This window comes from Streptomyces sp. NPDC052064 (genome assembly GCF_055585925.1).
In genome coordinates this window covers 612,807-630,682 of the sequence record NZ_JBVJJE010000004.1, presented here as the reverse complement: position 1 = coordinate 630,682, position 17,876 = coordinate 612,807, and the positions used below count along the sequence as shown (strand labels likewise).

General features: G+C 68.3%; 18 protein-coding genes, 1 tRNA gene and 1 pseudogene. 5 read left to right on the top strand and 15 right to left on the bottom strand.

Annotated features, from left to right (window positions below; all coding sequences use genetic code 11):
- Positions 1-140: 140 nt before the first annotated feature.
- From ACZ6TU_RS14030 to ACZ6TU_RS14020, 3 genes are read right to left on the bottom strand one after another with little or no spacing between them, the layout of a single operon-like run.
- The gene (locus ACZ6TU_RS14030; protein WP_467668126.1) at positions 141-1,061 is read right to left on the bottom strand and encodes a carbohydrate ABC transporter permease; all 921 of its coding nucleotides are present in this window, start codon (positions 1,059-1,061) and stop codon (positions 141-143) included.
- A gap of 12 nt (positions 1,062-1,073) precedes the next feature.
- Entirely contained in the window at positions 1,074-2,087 is a 1,014-nt protein-coding gene (locus ACZ6TU_RS14025) for a carbohydrate ABC transporter permease (RefSeq protein ID WP_467668128.1), read from the bottom strand.
- A gap of 5 nt (positions 2,088-2,092) precedes the next feature.
- Complete coding sequence (locus tag ACZ6TU_RS14020) at positions 2,093-3,418, bottom strand: ABC transporter substrate-binding protein (RefSeq protein WP_467668130.1); 1,326 nt, start codon at positions 3,416-3,418, stop codon at positions 2,093-2,095.
- Between the two features lie 397 nt (positions 3,419-3,815).
- Here ACZ6TU_RS14020 and ACZ6TU_RS14015 point away from each other — a divergent pair, with 397 nt between their 5' ends.
- Positions 3,816-4,871, top strand: coding sequence for a LacI family DNA-binding transcriptional regulator (locus ACZ6TU_RS14015; protein WP_467668131.1), 1,056 nt, complete (start codon positions 3,816-3,818; stop codon positions 4,869-4,871).
- A 282-nt stretch (positions 4,872-5,153) separates the two neighbouring features.
- On the top strand, positions 5,154-5,693 hold the full coding sequence (locus ACZ6TU_RS14010) for a hypothetical protein (protein WP_469548328.1): 540 nt from the start codon (positions 5,154-5,156) through the stop codon (positions 5,691-5,693).
- Positions 5,694-5,761: 68 nt separating this feature from the next.
- Here the strand turns inward: ACZ6TU_RS14010 and ACZ6TU_RS14005 are convergent, their stop codons facing one another.
- The 3 genes from ACZ6TU_RS14005 to ACZ6TU_RS13995 all read right to left on the bottom strand — a co-directional run bounded on the left by ACZ6TU_RS14005 (position 5,762) and on the right by ACZ6TU_RS13995 (position 7,636).
- Positions 5,762-6,952 carry an MFS transporter gene (locus ACZ6TU_RS14005; protein ID WP_469548326.1) on the bottom strand — a complete coding sequence of 397 codons (1,191 nt, stop codon included), beginning with the start codon at positions 6,950-6,952 and terminating at the stop codon, positions 5,762-5,764.
- Between the two features lie 175 nt (positions 6,953-7,127).
- Positions 7,128-7,340 carry a hypothetical protein gene (locus tag ACZ6TU_RS14000; RefSeq protein ID WP_469548324.1) on the bottom strand — a complete coding sequence of 71 codons (213 nt, stop codon included), beginning with the start codon at positions 7,338-7,340 and terminating at the stop codon, positions 7,128-7,130.
- Positions 7,337-7,636 (bottom strand): ATP-binding protein, encoded by a 300-nt coding sequence (locus tag ACZ6TU_RS13995; RefSeq protein ID WP_469548322.1) that lies wholly within the window; start codon positions 7,634-7,636, stop codon positions 7,337-7,339. Before ACZ6TU_RS13995 ends, ACZ6TU_RS14000 begins: the two co-directional genes overlap by 4 nt.
- Positions 7,637-8,186: 550 nt before the next feature.
- Between ACZ6TU_RS13995 and ACZ6TU_RS13990 the strand changes: the two genes are divergently transcribed.
- Both ACZ6TU_RS13990 and ACZ6TU_RS13985 read left to right on the top strand, forming a co-directional pair.
- Positions 8,187-9,176 carry a hypothetical protein gene (locus ACZ6TU_RS13990; RefSeq protein WP_469548320.1) on the top strand — a complete coding sequence of 330 codons (990 nt, stop codon included), beginning with the start codon at positions 8,187-8,189 and terminating at the stop codon, positions 9,174-9,176.
- Complete coding sequence (locus ACZ6TU_RS13985; protein WP_469548318.1) at positions 9,161-9,700, top strand: GNAT family N-acetyltransferase; 540 nt, start codon at positions 9,161-9,163, stop codon at positions 9,698-9,700. Before ACZ6TU_RS13990 ends, ACZ6TU_RS13985 begins: the two co-directional genes overlap by 16 nt.
- Before the next feature lie 68 nt (positions 9,701-9,768).
- Here the strand turns inward: ACZ6TU_RS13985 and ACZ6TU_RS13980 are convergent, their stop codons facing one another.
- The gene (locus ACZ6TU_RS13980; RefSeq protein ID WP_469548316.1) at positions 9,769-10,716 is read right to left on the bottom strand and encodes a hypothetical protein; all 948 of its coding nucleotides are present in this window, start codon (positions 10,714-10,716) and stop codon (positions 9,769-9,771) included.
- Between the two features lie 522 nt (positions 10,717-11,238).
- Between ACZ6TU_RS13980 and ACZ6TU_RS13975 the strand changes: the two genes are divergently transcribed.
- Positions 11,239-11,652, top strand: coding sequence for a hypothetical protein (locus tag ACZ6TU_RS13975; protein WP_469548314.1), 414 nt, complete (start codon positions 11,239-11,241; stop codon positions 11,650-11,652).
- A 304-nt stretch (positions 11,653-11,956) separates the two neighbouring features.
- On the opposite strand, the gene ACZ6TU_RS13970 is transcribed toward ACZ6TU_RS13975, so the two are convergent.
- From ACZ6TU_RS13970 to ACZ6TU_RS13935, 8 genes and pseudogenes are all read right to left on the bottom strand, one after another.
- The gene (locus ACZ6TU_RS13970; RefSeq protein WP_469548312.1) at positions 11,957-13,195 is read right to left on the bottom strand and encodes a multidrug effflux MFS transporter; all 1,239 of its coding nucleotides are present in this window, start codon (positions 13,193-13,195) and stop codon (positions 11,957-11,959) included.
- Positions 13,192-13,716 (bottom strand): MarR family winged helix-turn-helix transcriptional regulator, encoded by a 525-nt coding sequence (locus ACZ6TU_RS13965; RefSeq protein WP_469548310.1) that lies wholly within the window; start codon positions 13,714-13,716, stop codon positions 13,192-13,194. The genes ACZ6TU_RS13970 and ACZ6TU_RS13965 overlap by 4 nt, the downstream gene beginning before the upstream one ends.
- A 152-nt stretch (positions 13,717-13,868) precedes the next feature.
- Positions 13,869-14,112, bottom strand: a pseudogene (locus ACZ6TU_RS13960) (transposase); the annotation flags it as partial.
- Positions 14,091-14,234, bottom strand: coding sequence for a hypothetical protein (locus ACZ6TU_RS13955; protein WP_469548308.1), 144 nt, complete (start codon positions 14,232-14,234; stop codon positions 14,091-14,093). The pseudogene ACZ6TU_RS13960 and the gene ACZ6TU_RS13955, both read right to left, overlap by 22 nt.
- Before the next feature lie 540 nt (positions 14,235-14,774).
- Positions 14,775-14,847: transfer RNA gene (locus ACZ6TU_RS13950), tRNA-His, on the bottom strand.
- Between the two features lie 115 nt (positions 14,848-14,962).
- On the bottom strand, positions 14,963-15,565 hold the full coding sequence (gene orn / locus ACZ6TU_RS13945) for an oligoribonuclease (protein WP_086605598.1): 603 nt from the start codon (positions 15,563-15,565) through the stop codon (positions 14,963-14,965).
- 165 nt (positions 15,566-15,730) lie between these two features.
- A complete protein-coding gene (locus ACZ6TU_RS13940) occupies positions 15,731-17,005 on the bottom strand; it encodes a helix-turn-helix domain-containing protein (protein WP_467668142.1) in 1,275 nt (424 codons plus the stop codon).
- A gap of 377 nt (positions 17,006-17,382) precedes the next feature.
- Positions 17,383-17,715, bottom strand: coding sequence for a hypothetical protein (locus ACZ6TU_RS13935; RefSeq protein WP_469548305.1), 333 nt, complete (start codon positions 17,713-17,715; stop codon positions 17,383-17,385).
- Positions 17,716-17,876: the final 161 nt, after the last annotated feature.

Below are 17,876 nucleotides of genomic sequence, written 5' to 3'. Positions count from 1 at the left end.
CCCATTGGAGGTCGTGGAGAGGCGAGGGGGGAAGGAGGGAGGAGGGGGAGGAGGGAGGAGAGGGGGGAAGGGAGGAACAGGGTGCCGGGGCGGCGCTGACCCGGCCCCCTGGAAGAACGCTGGGAGAACGGACGAGGGCGTCAGCCCTTGACGGCGCCCTGCATGATGCCGCCCACGATCTGCTTGCCGAAGATCGCGAAGACCAGCAGCAGCGGCAGCGTGCCCAGCAGTGCGCCCGCCATGATCAGGGACTGGTCGGGCGTGTAGCCGCGGCCCAGGCCCGCGATCGCGACCTGCACGGTCGGGTTGCCCATCTGCGTCAGCACCAGGAACGGCCACATGAAGTCGTTCCAGGTCTGCACGAACGTCAGCATCCCGAGCACGGCCATCGCCGGCCGCGCCGCCGGGAACACCACGTGCCACACCACGCGCCAGCTGCTCGCACCGTCGACCCGGGCGGCCTCGATGATCTCGTCCGGCAGCGCCTGGATCAGGTACTGCCGCATGAAGAACACACCGAACGCGCTCACCAGCGACGGGAAGATCACCGCCTGCAACTGGTCCGTCCAGTCGAGCTTGGCGACCATCATGTACAGCGGGATCACGCTCAGCTGCGGCGGCACCATCATCGTGCCGATCACGATCAGCATCAGCGCGCCACGGCCCCTGAACCGCAGCTTGGCGAAGGCGAAACCGGCGATCGTCGACAGGAAGACGATGGTCAGTGCCGAAGTACCCGCCACGATCGTGGTGTTGAAGAACGCCTCACCCAGGTTGGCGTCCTTCCAGGCGATCTCCAGCTTGTCGAACAGACCCGAGCCGAACCAGAACGGCGGCGGAGTCTGCGCGAGCCGCTGGTTGTCACGCGAGGCGGCGATCGCCGTCCACACCAGCGGGAACAGCGAGACGATCGTGAACACGATGAGGATCGCGTACGCGATCGGGCCGCCGTGCAACGTCCCGCCGGCCCGCGCGGACTTCGGCAGTCGGGGGCGTTTGGACTCCTTCGCGGGCGCAGCGCCGGGCGGCGGTGCGTCTTGGGGCGTCACAGTCGTCGTCACGGCCGGAACTCCTTAACTACTGGCGCGCAGCCGGCGCGAGATGACGTAGTTGACGATGCCGATGACGATCAGCATGAGGAACATCGTCCAGGCGATCGCCGAGGCACGGCCCAGGTGGTGGGCGACCCAGCCCTGCTCGTACAGATACAGACCGAGCGTCTGGAACTGGTGCTCCGCGCCGCCGGAGGTGCCCTGGTTGGCGTCGAACAGCAGCGGCTCGCCGAAGACCTGGCTCGCGCCGATCGTCGACACGACACATGTGAACAGGATCGTCGGGCGCAGCGCCGGCAGCGTCACATGGATGAACTGCTGCCAGCGGTTGGCCCCGTCCAGGGCCGCCGACTCGTACAGGTCCTGCGGGATCGCCTGCATGGCGGCCAGGTAGATCAGCGCGTTGTAGCCGGTCCAGCGCCAGATGATGATCGTCGAGACGGCGATCTGCGAGAACCACTTGTCGTTCTGCCAGTCGACCGGGTTGATGCCGACCATGTCGAGCGCCCAGTTGATCATGCCGTAGTCACGGCCGAAGAGCAGCACGAACACCAGCGAGGCGGCGGCGATCGACGTCGCGTACGGCGCGAGCATCGCGACCCGGAAGAAGGTCGAGGCCCGCAGCTTGTAGTTGAGGATGTGGGCGATGCCCATCGCCATCAGCAGCTGCGGGACGGTGGAGATGATGCCGATGGTCAGGGTGTTCTTCGCCGCGTTCCAGAAGAACTCGTCGTCGAAGATCCGGGCGTAGTTGCGCAGCCCGACCCAGTTCATGTCGGTCGGCGCGGTCAGCTCCACCTGGTGCAGCGAGGCCCAGCCCGTGTAGATCAGCGGGAACAGGCCGAACGCGACGAACAGCAGGAAGAACGGTGAGACGAAGGCGTACGGGCTCCAGCGGATGTCCCGCTGCCAGCGGCGGGACAGCCGGTCCCGGCGCCGCCGCTCCTTCTCCGCGGCCGCGGCGTCCCCGGGCGGGCGGCCCGGGGCCGCGCCCCCCTCCATGGGGGGCGCGGCGGTGTCGTGACGGGTGGCCATACGGGTCACTGGTCCAGCTTGTTGTCGATGGTCTTGGTGGCGGAGTCCCAGGCCTCCTTGGCCGTCTTGCCCTTCGTCGCCAGGATCACGCCGTTGTCCGTCAGGCCCTGCATGATGATCTGGTCCTTCGGGCCGATCACCTGGACCGGGGCGGCCTTGGCGGCCTCCGCGAAGATCGAGCCGATCTGCTGCTCACCGGTCATCTCGTTCTTGGCGCCCGTCACTTCGGGCATGGTGTATGCGGACGGGGCGCTCGGGAAGCTGCCCTGCACCTTGAACAGCTTCGCCTGCTGCTCCGGCGCGGTCAGCCAGGTCACGAACTTCTGGGCCTCCTTCACGTTCTTGCCGCTCTTCGGCACGGTGAGGAAGGTGCCGCCCCAGTTGCCGCCCTTGGGCGCGGTGGCCACGGCCCACTTGCCGACCGCGTCCGGCTTCGAGTAGCCCTTGATCGTGCCGAGCATCCACGGCGGGCACGCGATGGCGGCGAACTTGTTGTTGGCGATCGAGGAGTTCCAGCCCGGCTGGAACTGCGTCTGCGACTGGACGAGGCCCTTCTCGGCGGCCTCGGCGGTCAGGTCGAAGGCGGTTTTGACGGCCGGGTTGGTCTTGTAGATGACCTCCCCGGAGGAGTCGTAGAACTTCTCCTTCTCGCTGCCCAGGATCGCCTGGATCAGACCGCCGGGGGAGTCCATGAAGAAGGTGCCCTTGGGGGCCTTCGACTTGTAGCGCTCGCCGACCTTGACGAGCTTGGCCCAGTCACCGGCCCACAGCTTGCCGACCTCGGCCGGGTCGGTGGGCAGACCGGCCTGCTTGAAGAGGTCCGTGCGGTAACAGATCGCCATCGGGCCGACGTCGGTGCCGAGGCCGATGGTCTTGCCGTCCTTGGTGGTGGCCTGCTGCCACTTCCAGTCCAGCCACTTGCCCTTGTCCACGCCCGAAACCTTGGACATGTCCTCGAGCTTGTCTGCCTGGGTGGCCGTGACCTCGGCGATGTTGGCGACTTCGACGGCCTGGACGTCCAGCAGACCGCTGTTGGTGGTGAGGTGGTTCAGCAGCGCCGGGTAGTAGTTCTCGTTCCGCTGGACGGCGCTCTCGGCGATCTTGATGTTCGGGTTGAGCTTCTCGTACTCGGCGTAGAGGCCGGCTTCCTTGAAGCCCATGGTGCCGAAGAGTCCCACGGAGATCGTCGTCTTGCCGCCGCTGTCGCCCGACGGGGAGTCGGAGCCGTCGTCCTTGCCGTCGTCGGCACAGCCGGCCAGCAGCCCGGCGCCCAGCGACGCGACGGCCGCGAGGACCATCGCCTTGCGGGCGGTTCGGATGCGTGCTCGCATGTCGTCCTCCTGTTGCCCTGACGTGCCGACCCCCCGGCCAACTGCATTGTTGGACCCGTTTTCACTCGCTGCGGCTCGGGCGGGGAACGTGCGGGTTGTGTATGTGTCAGGTACCGTGGGAGCGCTCCCACCAGTGATGTGTTGAAGGTTCTCCGGTCGGGGCGGGGGTGTCAAGGGACCGGACAGGGAGAGATGCGTTCAGTTATCGGGACGTTAACTGGACCCTGGCCGGAGGCCCTTGAGGCCCCGGACGGCGGTATCCGGCCAGTCGGACCGGCTTGCCGACCGAAGCGGAAGGCCGGGGGCGGCGGGCCCCGGTAGCGGTCACTCCAGCAGACGAGCCTGTTAAATTCCAGGCCAGCCGCAGAGTGCGGGTGTGGACGGGAAGGCGGAGCCCATGGCAAGCCACGGAGCGCGGGGCCGAAGCGGTGGCCGGCCCACCCTCGAAGAGGTGGCGGCGCGCGCCGGTGTCGGCCGCGGCACGGTGTCCCGGGTGATCAACGGCTCGCCCCGGGTCAGCGACGCGACCCGCGCGGCCGTCGAGGCGGCGGTCGCCGAGCTCGGCTACGTCCCGAACACCGCGGCCCGTGCCCTGGCCGCCAACCGCACGGACGCGATCGCCCTGGTCGTGCCCGAGCCGGAGACCCGGTTCTTCGCGGAGCCGTACTTCTCGGACATGCTGAAGGGCGTCGGGGCGGAGCTGTCCGACACGGAGATGCAGCTGCTGCTGATCTTCGCGGGCAGCGACAAGGAACGCCGCCGCCTCGCCCAGTACCTGGCCGCCCATCGGGTGGACGGCGTCCTGCTGGTCTCGGTCCACGCGGACGATCCACTGCCCGACCTGCTGGCCCAGCTGGACATCCCGGCGGTGATCAGCGGCCCGCGATCGGCGGCCGAGACCCTGCCGTCGGTCGACTCCGACAACTACGGCGGCGCCCGACAGGCCGTCGAGCACCTGCTGTCCCGCGGCCGCCGCCGGGTGGCTCACATCACCGGCCGCCTCGACGTCTACGGCGCCCAGCGCCGCATCGAGGGCTACCGCGACGCCCTGAGCGACGCGGGCCACGAGGTGGACGAGGCGCTGATCGAGCCGGGCGACTTCACGGAGGAGGGCGGCAGCCGTGCCATGGCGGCACTGCTGGAGCGCCGTCCCGACCTGGACGCGGTCTTCGCCGGCTCCGACGTCACCGCGGCCGGCGCCCGCCAGGCGCTGCGCGAGGCGGGGCGCCGTATCCCCGACGACGTGGCGCTCGTCGGCTACGACGACTCCGCCATCGCCCGCCACATGGACCCGCCCCTCACCAGCGTCCGCCAGCCCATAGAGGTGATGGGCCGCCGGATGATCGACCTCCTCCTCACGGAGGTCGCCGACCGCCGCCCCCTGGCGTCCCGGGGACTGGACCGACGACAGGTGGTCCTGGCCACGGAGCTGGTGCCCCGTTCGTCGTCGTGACGCCGCATCCCCTGCTGGACGTCGCCGAGGTCGCTCGGACCGAGCCGTATCTGCGCACGGTGGGCGAGGTCTTCCGGGCCTTTCGTGACCAGGACTCGGGCTGTGTGTCGTACGGGGTCCGGCTCGCCGACGGGGAACGCTGGTTCGTGAAGGAGGCGACGACCGGCGCCGCCCAGCACGCGCTGAACCGCGCCTGGGCCTTCCACCGGGCGGTACGGCATCCGGTGATCGTCCCCCAGCTGCACCGGTTCGCGACGGGCGACGGGACGCACGGCGGCGGTGATGCCCTGGCGTCGCGGGGAGTCCTTGTACTCCCCCGAGCGGCTACGGCGCGCAGGACCCCTGTCCCGCTTCCAAGCCCTCCCCGTCCCCAGGGTCGTGCGCGCCATCGACCACCTCCTGGGCGCCCACCTGGCGGTGGAGGCCGCGGGATTCGTCGCCGTCGACCTCTACGACGGCGCGTTCCTCTACGACTTCGACGCCGGCGATCTCCACCTGATCGACCTGGACGAGTACCGCCCGGGCCCGTTCGTGCTCCAGGCGGACCGCCTGCCGGGCTCACGGCGCTTCATGGCCCCGGAGGAATGGCGACGCGGTTCGACGATCGACACCCGAACCACCGTGCACGCTCTGGGCAGCGCCATCCGCATCCTGATGAACACGGTTGGCGGAGAGCCGACCTGGCGAGGCACCGCGGCCCAACTGACGCTCGTGGAACGGGCCACGCGCCCGGACCCGGCCGAACGCTTCACGAGCGTGGCGGAGCTGACGGCGGCGTGGCGGAGCTCGGTGCACAGGGCGGCAAGAGACGCCGCAGACTGAGGAACTCGGCGACGGCCTCGTGCACGCCGAGCCAGTAGAGGCTGATCGCCCCCCCCGGCAGAGGGCAGTCACGTCCTCGCGACCGCTGACCGCCGGACCAGATAGACGGCCGCCGTCGACACCAGCACCGCCATGCACGCGATGAACACCAGGCCCGCGCCCTCCAGGCCGATCGGGTCCGTCAGCAGGCCGACGCCGATCACCGGGACCGAGATGCCGGCGTAGGCGACGACGAACAGCGTCGAGATCACCGCCGCCCGCCGGTGTTCGGGTGATGCCCCGGCGACCTCGGACAGCGCGCCGCGGAACGCCAGGCCCTGCCCTACGCCGCCGACGAGTGCGCTCAGGACCACCAGGGACAGCAGGTCCCACCGCAGCGCGCCCGCGAGCAGCGCCAGCCCGGCGAGGAGTCCGGCGCAGCCCAGCGGGAGGGAGCGCCGCACCCCGACCGGGCCGACCGCCAGTTGTCCGGCGGTCGAGGCGAAGAAGGCCAGCGCGACGATCAGCCCGCTCACGGCGTGGTTGTCCATGTGCAGGGACTCGGCGAGGAATTCGGGGCTGACCGAGGTGAACACCCCGAAGAGGGCGAACCCCGCGAACGAGGCGATCGCTGAGGGGGCGAACACCGCCCGCACCTGAGGCGGAAGCGCGGGGCGCTGCGGCCGTACGGTGCTCAGCGGTTTCCGCTCCCGTACGGTCTCCGCGAGCCGCAGCAGGACGACGGCCGACCCGGCCACCAGCACGAGGTGCGTGACGAACGGCAGATACAGCGGCCAGTCGGCGTACTGCGCGAGCAGCCCGGACAGCAGCGGACCGCAGCCCAGTCCGCCCATGTTGGCGGCCGTCGCCACGAACGTGGCCCGGGATGCGCCGCCTTCCGGCGCCAGCTCCATGACGTACGCCGTGGCGGCACCGGTGAACAGACCGGCCGAGAGTCCCGACAGCAGCCGCCCCGCGTACAGCCAGCCCAGCCCGGTGGCGCACAGGAAACAGACGGCGCTCGCCGCCGCGAGGCCGATGCCGCACAGCAGCACCGGGCGCCTGCCCACGGCGTCCGAGGCGTTGCCGGCCAGCAGCAGGACCCCGATGACCCCGAAGGCGTACACGGCGTACACCACGGTCACCGTCAGCTCGGAGAACCCGAACTTGCCCTGGTAGAGGGGATAGAGGGGAGTCGGCAGCGTGGTGCCGGCCATGCACACGGCGAACACCGCCCCGCTGAGCACACACGCACGCCACCCTCGGCGCTCACCGTCCATGCCGCCGACCGTAATGCCGGTCGCTGCCCGGCCCGGGACCGGCGCGCACAAAGCATCAGCAGGTGGTTTCCAGGCGTAGCCATCGGCTGAGTGCTCAGGGCGAGTGACGGGACTCGAACTCCATTCGTAGCAGTGGATGCCTGTTGACCCACGGGGAACGCAGTGCTCTGCACGGTTACGCCTCTCGTTCCTTCTTGACGCGCACCAGGCGGGGCACGGTGACGGTCAACTTCTCGGCGTTCGGAGCCGTCCACCTCAAGGCAAACGAGTCCACCGCACGCAGGAAGTACGTGCCGTCCCTCTTCACGTCACTGACGATGCCCTCCCTGCCCGCGTTGGCGTCGTACACCTGGTCGCCGACCCACGCCTTGGGTTTCTCCTCGGTCACCGGGCCGGCTCGCAGAACACCTCGGCCCAGACCTGCTTGCCCCAGCGGTACAGGTCGGTTCCCCAGCGCTCGGCCAGGGCGTCGACCAGCAGGAGTCCCCTACCGCTGGTGAGGAGGTCGTCACCGGGCTTGGCCAGCTCCGGCAGCGCGCGGGCCCTGTCGACGACCCCGATCCGTACGGACCGTTCGCTCGGCCTGATGATGACGACCCGAATCACGCGGCTGTTGGTGTGCTTGACCGCGTTGGCCACCAGCTCCGAGACGAGAAGTATGGCGGTGTCCGTCAGCTCCTCCATGTGCCAAGCGGCCAGAGCTGTCCGTACGAGCCTCCGAGCGGCCTCGGCGCTCTCCTCCAGACCCGGGAGTGTCTCGGAGTATCCGGGGTGTCCCGTGTGATGCGGCTTCGCTGACACGATCATCTGAACCTCGGGGTGTCGGTGTACGACGGCCTTGGTTCAGTCAACGACCGCTCGTCCGCGCCGAGGAGGAAAAGTCGGCCGGGCGTGCATCACGGCCAACCGGAAATTTCCCGGCTCCTGCCGTCACTGATGGGGTATCAGTGGCTACCGTGGGTAGGTGGAGGGGAACGCGAGCCTCATCAGCGCCATGCGCGAAGCGGGCTTCAAGCAGGCCGAGTTGGCCGAGGCCGTCAACGACCGACTCCGGGCCTCCGGATACGACGGGACTGTGAGCGACAGGACCGTCCGGAACTGGCTGACCGGAAAAACTCGGTGCCCGCACCCGCGCCAGCGCGAGGCGTTAGAGGCAGTATTCGGATGTACGGCCGAAGAGCTGGGCTTCCGCCCGCCATCGGCAAGACCTCCCGCCAGCGAACCGGAGTCTCCCGTGCGGCGCAGAAAGTTCCTCACTGCTACCAGCGGCACAGCCGCCGCCGTCGTGGTCCCGGACTCCCGACCTACCCGGGTCGGTACGTCCGACGTGATCCGGCTCCGGTCCGGCCTGGACGCCCTCATGGCCCTGGACGACAACCGAGGAGGCCACGAGGGCCTGGAGCGGGCCGCCCTGACCGGAGCTGAGAAGGCCCTCGACAAGCTCAAGCTGGCCGCCTCCCAGCGCATCCGCCAACGCCTGTTCTCCCTGGCCGCCGACTACACCGCAACGGCCGCCTGGTCGGCCCTCGACGCCCGCCACCTCGACCGGACTCAGCAGCACCTTGATCGCGCGCTGTACCTCGCCGGGATGGCCAAAGACCCCGTCGTGGAGATGCGGGTCTGGAACTCCTACGCGATGCTCGCCCACCAGCGGCGTCAGTACACCCAGGCCGTGGACGCCGGATACGCGGCTCAGGCCACGGCCATCACCCGGCGGGATCCGCTGTTCGCCTCGCTCGCGCACGCCAGGACCGCTGTCGGCCACTCGAACCTCGGTGACCAGCAGGCCGCCATCCGCTCACTGGGGTACGCCCAGGAGGCCCTGAGTAAAAGCGTCTTCGACGTGCGCCGGCCGAGCTGGATGGCCTTCTACGGGCATGCCGAACTGTCCGCCATCTCGGCCATCGTGAAGGACCTGATCGGCCGTCCTGCGGAAGCTGAGGCCGACTCCCACCGGGCGCTTGGGACGATCCCCGAGCAGTTCCGCAGGAACCGCGCTCTGGCCACGACCCGCCTCGCCCTGGCCCAGCTCCACCAACGGGATATCGACCAGGCGTGCGGGACTGCGTCCATTGTGTTCGACCTGATGGCCGGGCGGCCGATTCCCGGCCGGATGCGGACTCTCCTCGGCGACTTTCACCGCGACTTGATCACGCTTGCGCCGGGCGCCGGGGTCGCACAAGAGTGGGGAGACCGCTTCCGAGTCGAATGGAGCCGATCTTGATCGCCGCCGATCTGGTCGTCCGACGCTACTCGCACAACGACTTGCCGAAGATCCGCCAGACGCTGATCGACGTGCACGCCGACGCCTACGCGGATGCGATGGACGACGAGTTCAATCAGCGCTTCCCCTGGTTCGTCGACCACTGGGGCGGCAACCCCGACTTCGATTGCGTGATCGCGTACGACGCCGAGGAGGCTGTGGCCTTCGCCTATGGCGCCCCGTCCGCTCCCTACCGCGAGTGGTGGCGCGAGCACCTCGACCCGGCGCCGGAGAAGAGCCGGACGTTCTCCTACTCGGAGCTGGCCGTCCGCCAGGCTTACCGCAGGCAGGGCTTGGCCGAACTGCTTTCCCGCGCCCTGCTGAACGACCGGGACGAGGACCTCGCAGTCCTTCTGGTCGACGTCACGCACCCCAAGGTCCAGGAGCTGTACGAGTCCTGGGGCTTCCGGAAGGTCGGCGAGCGGCAGCCCTTCCCGGACTCCCCGGTGTACGCCGTGATGCTGGCCGAGCTACCGCTGGAGTAGTGGAGACACCTCGGGGTGACGCGACCCTGGTGGACTTCGTCATCGACCTGGGCTTCGAGTGAGGGAGATCAGTCCTGATCGTCGATGTCGGCGTTCAGGAACTCTTCCACCCTCATGCCAAGTGTCGCTTCTGAAAAGTCAGGGTTGGTAAGAAATCGTGTGGCTTTGTGTGCGGCCCGATCGTCAGCAGCCTTGATGTCCACCCCAGCGGCGGCAAGCTCATCCCGAGTGGCGAGCTTCAGGTAGCACATGGAGCAGCGTAGGGCGATGACGGTGAAGTGCGGCGACTCCTCTGTGCCCTGGTTCACGGAGAGAACGGGGGCAGCACTCCTGCAAGCTGGACATGCCTCGTTACTCTCGATCTGGATGCCGCTCGCCGTACGGACTACCGAGAAGCCTTCCAGTCGAAGCTGCTCGATCTTGAGACGGTGCTGAAGATTTTCAGGCAGGTCAGAAAACCGATCGTCGTAACGGTGTTTCGCCTGCCTGATCCGGACCTGGACGTCCCGATAGATCGCGCTCCGTTTGTCGTCCACGGCCATGCGGGCAGCGGTCGTCCACCTTCCCCAGAAGGCGTGCAGCGGGCCTCCGAGGTCCCTCAGCAGCGTTTCAACGGTCTCTGCAAGGGTCGGCAGGAGGGCTTTCGCCTCGTCTCCGCTTCCGGTGTGAGCGGCACCGTTCCGCACGTCGATCAGCGTGTCCAGGTCCTTGTTCGGAGCGAGGACCTCCAGGGTTCGTAGACGAGAGATGGCCTCTGACGCTCCAACCGTGCGGATCTTCTTGGCCGTTCGGTGACCCCCCATATGGAACAGCATGTCCGTGCTGGCGTTGCCCCTGATCTCGACGATGTACACCGGATTCTTCGAGACCAGGACGGCCTTGGCGAGCCGCTCGATCGCGACTCCGGCGTGGAGCGCGAACTCGTCGTAGTCACCTCGGCCGTGGTCGTCCATAGCTCTGTGAGCGGCCTTCTTCGCACCCTCGAGGAAGCCCTCGAAGGAGAGGGAATCGTCCATGAAGGGACGGTAACTGCCCATGTAGTACAGAGCGATCGAATTGAGGAACCCAGCCCCGGGGGGCACGGACACCTATACGGCGGAGCACTGGACTCCGTGCGTATCTCGAAGTCCCTGCGACCGTCAGGCATGTTCATGCATGTCGAGACTCCACACGGCTCTTCGTGTTGGGGCCTCAGGCGCGAGGGGGCCCGTCACCGTGCACGTCCTTGAATCGGCATTGGCCGTATCCGCTGCAGCTCTCACGTTCGGAGCCGAGATCTTCCGCTTCCTTCGTGACCGCCGGGGTCAGAGGAGGTCCCAGGCGGCCGAGGAGGTCGAAGAGGAGAGCTGAGTGAACCAGCCGCCTGGCGCTCCGGGCGGGGTGGCAGGCGGTCATATGCTGACGGCCGCCATGACGCTCTGGGCCGCCAGATCACAGTCGAGGCGGCGTGTAGAATTCGTGTATGCCTCATGGATAACCTGTGTCGCCCGACTCTTCGTGCAGCAGGGGACGCCGGTTGGGCTCTGAGGGGGATTGCCATGAGACGGGTTCGGTACCGCTGGCGGGACGAGTACGAGAACACCTCGGAGTATCAGCGCATCCTGGCGGCGATGGAGCGGCCTTGGTGGAAGCGGCCGGTGACCCTGTGGGGCGGTGTCGCCGCTGTGGCCGTCGCCTCGTTTTTCCTGGGTGGTGCGGTCCTGGGCTCCGGCAGCAGCTCGGGTGCCCCTCCACAGGACTCCTGGGTGCAGGATCAGGTGAACGAGCAGTCGCAGAACAACCAGCGACAGAACAACCAACCTGCTGGGATATCCGCCGCGCAGAAGAGTCAGACCCTGAGCAAGTACTGCAATCAACAGGCTGGCGGCCCGTACAACGTGTCGGAGGCTGCGTACCTGGAGTGCCTGCAGAGCTACGAGGTGACGGACCACGGCATGGTCATGCCAAAGTAGCCGTGGTCCGAGCGTCAGGTGGCCGGCATCAGCACGCGCTTGACCTTGACCCGGGTGGGCTTCTCTGCCTTCGCAACTCCGTGAGGGCAGAAGAGCTTCTGGCCTCGGCGATCGAGTCCGTCGACTTTCAAGTGGCCTCGGCATTCCCAGCACTGGATCGTCCCGTCGGCATGCCGATCATCATGCCGACGGGACACCTGTGGGGCTAGAGACCTTCAAGGGCTGGCGTTACGGCGGCTGAAGGTCTCTGGCGCAGGACTCGCTGTTGTCCAGGTCGTGATCAGCACCCTTGGGGTAGCAACCCTCAGGAGGCGTGTGCACGTTTGGTGGCGATAGCGGCCAGGGTTCCCAGGGCGAGACAACTACTCATCACGGCTGCCATGGGCGCCGGGCTCTGAGTACCGAATAGCCCGACCAGGGGGGATGCGGCCGCGCCGAAGAGGAACTGGCTTCCGCCCAGGAGAGCGGAGGTAGCTCCCGGGGCAGCGCGTCCGCGGCTCTGAGCAACGGTGATCACGGCTGGGAAGAAGACGCCGAATGCGCTGATAGTGATCAACAGGCATAGCCAGGTCAGCTGCGTGGTGCTGCCAGCGGTCGCCTGGATGAGGAATAGTGCTGCCGCCCCCGTTGTCGCCAGCGCCCCGCTGGTGATGAGGAGAGCCTCGGGGGTCCGACGTTTGGCCAGGTGGCCGTAGGCCAGGCTCCCTGCCATGTTGCCGACGGCGTTGACGCCGTAGACGAGGCTGGAAAGAGCCGGGGAGAGACGGTAGATGTCCTGGAAGACGAAGGTGGTTCCGGCGATATAGGCGAAGACGGCGGCCCCACCGCAGGCGAGGGCCAGCACCGGTGCGAGGATGGCGCGCTGTGCGGCGACCTCTGCGATGGCGCGCAGGCTGGCGGTCATCCCGCCGGTGAGGCGGGCGTGGGGCGGGAGGGACTCGGGAATCCAGCGCCATACGCCCAGCGACAGGAGTAAGCCCATGAGGGCGAGGACGGCGAAGACGTAGCGCCAGGACACCGCGAGCAGCAGGGCGCCTCCGGCCAAGGGGGCCAGGACCGGGGCCGTGGCGGTGATCGCTCCCAGGCGGGAGTAGACCAAGGGAAGTTCACGGTCGTCGAAGAGGTCGGCCACGACAGCACGGGAGACGACGATCCCGGCCGCTCCCGCGATGCCCTGCCCGACTCGTGCGATGTTGAGCAACTCCACCGTGGGCGCCAGAGCACACACGGTGGAGAAGACAGCGAACAGCACGGATCCGCCGATGAGAACGGGGCGGCGGCCGACCGCATCACTGAGGGGGCCCAGAACAAGTTGCCCGACGATGATTCCGGCCAGGAACCCGGTCAGTGACATTTGCGCGCCGGAAGCATCGGTTGCCAAGGAGCGGGCCAGGTCCGGGAGGGCGGGAACGTACATGTCTGTGGCCAGCGGGCTCGCGCCGCTCAGTCCAGCCAGAACCATCAACAGCGTGAGCCGTTTCGGAAGTTCGGAGGACGGGCGCTGATGACCGGCTGATGCCTTACCGGTTGAGTGAGTAGTCATAGCGCCGGGGCCGCCCCCTCGACCTGCCCTGACGCCTGCGCCGGCCCCCGGCACTCATCGACGGCCACCTCGGCCTCCGCCACCTGCTCCAGCAGTCCGGCGGCGATCTGCAGCACACCGCGCTCGGCAGGTGACAGCGTCTGACGCAGTGCCGCCGCCAGCCAGGCGTTGCCATCGCGCACGTGCTCCCGCAGCGCCTCCCGCCCCGCTTCCGTGACCTCGATGTTCTGGCGACGGGCATCCACCTCGCTCTTCGACCGGCGAATTCGCCCCTGTTCCTCCAACTCGTTGAGCACCCGGGTCAGTGACTGGGTCTGCAGCCCTTCGATGGCGGCCAGTTCCGACGGGGTCAGTGGGCCGCTGTGCCGAAGGTTGGCGAGCACGGATGCGGCCAGCCGCGTCAAGGAGCGGCTGCTCCCCGGCTGCTCGGCGCGTAGCCGGGAAGCCAGGCGGGACACGCCCCACCGCAACGCCTCGGCCAAGACCAGATCCTGCGATGTCTCTTCTGGAACATCAACCATACTTACCAAGCTAACGCTTACTATATGACTCTTCAATCGCTGCACAATAAGCCAATTTAGTAAGTGTTGGCTTCTCGCCTGGGCGGTCTGTCGGCACATGCTGCACCAGATGCATCATCGTGACGTCGGTCACTGCTGGGCGGCACAGAGCATTGGAGGTCGAGCCCGGTCTTGGCTACGAGGCCGTCGATGAGACAGGGGCGGTATTGCATGCTTTTGAGTCGGATCTTCACCAGCTTGGTGAGCTCGTCGAGGCTTAGTTCGGTGAGGTTGGCTAGCGACCTCTTCAGGAGCGACCACACACCCTCCACCGGATTGAGCTCGTTCCGCGTACGGCGGTAGTTGGTAGACGGTCAGCCATAATCGGGCGGCGATCAGCTCGCGCATGGTGCGGCTTTCCACTCCTCGAGAAGTTCCACCGGGTAGTCGGAGCTGCTGGCGCCGTCGATCGTGGTGTGGTGGGGGACGCACAGCAACAGCAGGTTCTTGAAGCTGTTGCGGCGCTGACCACTTGGCATCGAACCGCTTCCCCCCAGGGCTGATGGCACGGATGTCTGCTGACGCCCTTGAAGGTCGGCGGCGAAACGGGCAGCTTTCGGTTTGCGGCTTCCACGGGGGAGTTGGTGACGTCAGCCGTAGGCCCCGTCATGTTCGGGGCGACGGTGGTGGCGCCCGTGCTGATGGTGGCCTTCCCGATTCCGGCGAGGGCGTGCACCCGCCAAGTCGTGCCGGTGCGGACCTGCGCGCCGGTGAGGGGCTCCACGAAGTGCTCCGACCGTGTGGCGAAGGACACGACGCTCTTGTCCTTCTCTTCCGCGCTCGGGCCTCCGGCTCGGAGTCGAAGGTCTCGGACTGGTGGCGCTCCCCCGCGGGAGCCGAGCTCACGCCACCGGACCTGATATGCGGTGCTGCCGTCCCTGCGGACGCCCTTGCGGATGCTCGCCACGGGTGGAAGGTAGAACCCTTCTCAAGGCTCCGGGCAGCCACCGATGTGGCCACGGCGGATACGAAAGAGGCCGGTGACCTGATTACTACAGGTCACCGGCCTCTTCAGCGAGGGTGAGTGACGGGACTCGAACCCGCGGCATCCTGGACCACAACCAGGTGCTCTACCAGCTGAGCTACACCCACCATGACCGGCTTGGAGATCAGTGATTTCCCCGACCGGCCGAGAAAAAGTGTACAGGGTCCGAAGGGGTGCTCGCGCCCGGCTTTCGCGGCGCCCCTCCGCAGGCCCCCGGCACGGCTACTGGGCAGGCAGAACGTGCTTCGCGGCGATCTTCTTCGCGGTGTCCGAGTCGGGCCCGGGCTGCGGGACGAAGACGGCCTCGCGGTAGTAGCGCAGCTCCGCGATGGACTCGCGGATGTCGGCGAGCGCGCGGTGGTTGCCGTTCTTCTGCGGGCTGTTGAAGTACGCCCGCGGGTACCAGCGGCGGGCCAGCTCCTTGATCGACGACACGTCGACGATCCGGTAGTGCAGGTAGTCCTCCAGTGTCGGCATGTCACGCAGCAGGAAGCCGCGGTCGGTGCCGACGGAGTTGCCGCACAGCGGGGCCTTGCCCGGCTCCTTGACGAACTCCCTGACGTACGTCAGGACCTGCTCCTCGGCGTCCTTCAGCGTCGTGCCGTTCGGCAGCTCCGTGAGCAGCCCGGACGCGGTGTGCATCTGACGCACCACCTCCGGCATCGTCTCCAGCGCCCGGTCCGGCGGCCGGATGACGATGTCCACGCCCTCGCCGAGCACGTTCAGCTCGGAGTCGGTGACGAGGGCGGCCACCTCGATGAGCGCGTCGTCCGACAGCGAGAGGCCGGTCATCTCGCAGTCGATCCACACCATGCGATCGTTCATGTGTCTAACCTTACGGTGAGCAGCCCCGGGCTGAACCGGCCGTGCGGTGACCTTGTGGCCAACGGCGCACCTGCCTCGTGGCCGACCGTGCACCTGCCCCCGATACAGCGCCGGGCCCGCGCGGAGATTTCCTCCACGCGGGCCCGATCACCGGCTCACGTCACTTCACGTCGCACTGCGCTGCCCCGGCAGGCTCGCCCGGCTCGGCACGTACGCCTCCCGGCCGTTGTCGGACGCGGCCGACGTCGACAGGGCCGGGGACGATCCGACCGCGTTCGCCGCCGCCGTACGGCGGGACTGGAGCGGAACGGGGTGCTCCGGGTGCAGCGAGGCGGGCTGCTGGCCGGGATGCCCCCCGTGCCCAGGCATGCCGGACCCCGGTCCGCCCTGGGCGGCCTCGGTGTCCTGCGGCCGCTCGCCCTGTGGGCGACGGGCGCGGTACGCCGCCCGGTAGGCGGCCGGGGACGAGCCCAGCTGGCGGCGGAAGTGCCCGCGCAGAGCGACCGGCGACCGGAAGCCGCAGCGCCCCGCCACCTCGTCCACCGAGTAGTCCGACGTCTCCAGCAGGCGCTGCGCCTGGAGCACCCGCTGCGTGATCAGCCACTGCAACGGGGCACTCCCGGTCAGGGAGCGGAAGCGGCGGTCGAACGTACGACGGCTCATGTACGCGCGTGCCGCCAGCGTCTCCACGTCGAACTGTTCGTGGAGGTGCTCCAGCGCCCAGGCGACGACCTCGGCGAGCGGGTCGGCGCCGATCTCCTCTGGTAAAGACCTGTCGAGATAGCGCTCCTGACCGCCGCTTCGGCGCGGGGGCACGACGAGGCGCCGGGCCAGGGCCCCTGCCGCCTCGTTGCCGTGGTCCGTGCGCACGATGTGCAGACACAGGTCGATGCCCGCGGCCGTGCCGGCCGACGTCAGCACGTCGCCGTCGTCGACGAACAGCTCCCGCGGATCGACGTGCACCGACGGATAGCGTTTCGCCAGCGTCGGCGCGTACATCCAGTGCGTCGTCGCGGGCCGGCCGTCCAGCAGGCCCGCCGCCGCGAGGACGAAGGCGCCGGTGCACAGCCCGACGATGCGGGCGCCCTCCTCGTGTGCCCGGCGCAGCGCGTCGAGCGCCTCGTCCGGTGGCGGAGAAGTGATCGAACGCCAGGCCGGTACGACGACCGTACCCGCGCGCGAGATCGCTTCCAGGCCATGCGGTGCGCTGAGTTCGAGGCCCCCTGTGGTCCGCAGTGGGCCGTCCTCGCCGCCGCACACCAGCAGTCGGTAGCGCGGTACGCCGGCGTCCTGGCGGTCGATCCCGAACACCGACAACGGTATGGAACTCTCGAAGATGGGGCCGCCGCTGAACAGCAGCACCGCGACGATCTCCTTGCGGCGTCGCCCGGAAAGCTTCCGGGCCGCGGCTTCCGGCGCGGCAGTGGAGTCGTGGCTCATACTGCTAAGCCCCCCTCGGTGGTCGCGGCTCCTCGGTTGTGTCGCTCCTGCACGTTTCCCCTCGGTCCTGCACGAGTCCCCCGCCGTAGACAGTCAAGATCGAATCTACTGTGTCCCGTTGGGCCGCAGTGGCCGGATCGGCACTCGGCACATTGTCGACTTGGCAACTTGGCGTGAAGCATTCGATCACGAAGCGTTGCACTCGTGGGGCGTGCAGGGAAGCGCGCCTTGTCGCAGTGGCCAATCCGCGTAGGGTGCGCAGCACCCCTGAGGCCCTTTCCGTGCAGGTCGAACGGGGGTTGGGGGGTGGTCAGGGAGGGTGATGCACGGGTGCGAGAAGTTGGCTGAAAAGCAGCGTGCGCGTGCGCGGAAACCGGTCAGCCGACCGGTGTATCCGCGCCAGTGTGCCGTCCGCCACGGTGCGACCCCGTTCCGGTGCGGTGGTGCCGGCCCCGGTGGGGTGCCCGGTCCTCGGCCGCCAGCCGGGCCGCGCCGCGCTCGGACTGGCGCAGCAGGACCTGGCAGGCGCCCGTGACGGCCGCGAGCCCGAGGGTCGTGCCGACGGCACCGGCCAGGGAGGCGCCGTATCCGAGGAGCACGACCGGGACGAGCAGGCAGCTGAAGGCTGCCCAGCGGACCACGTCCGTCGCGGTGTCCCGCGGCGGCGGGGTCGCGCGGTCCGCCTCGGAGGCGGGGCGGGGTCCGGGCATGCGTGCTCCCTGTGGCGTGACTCACGGGGTTCAACGCGTGGCCGGTGATCCGGTCACTGTGTGACCGGATCACCGGCACGGGTAAGTGAATCCTGTGCAAACCGCCTGTACAGCGCAGCAACCATTGCGTTACGGGCGTCGCCTCGTGCATGCTCCCTGGA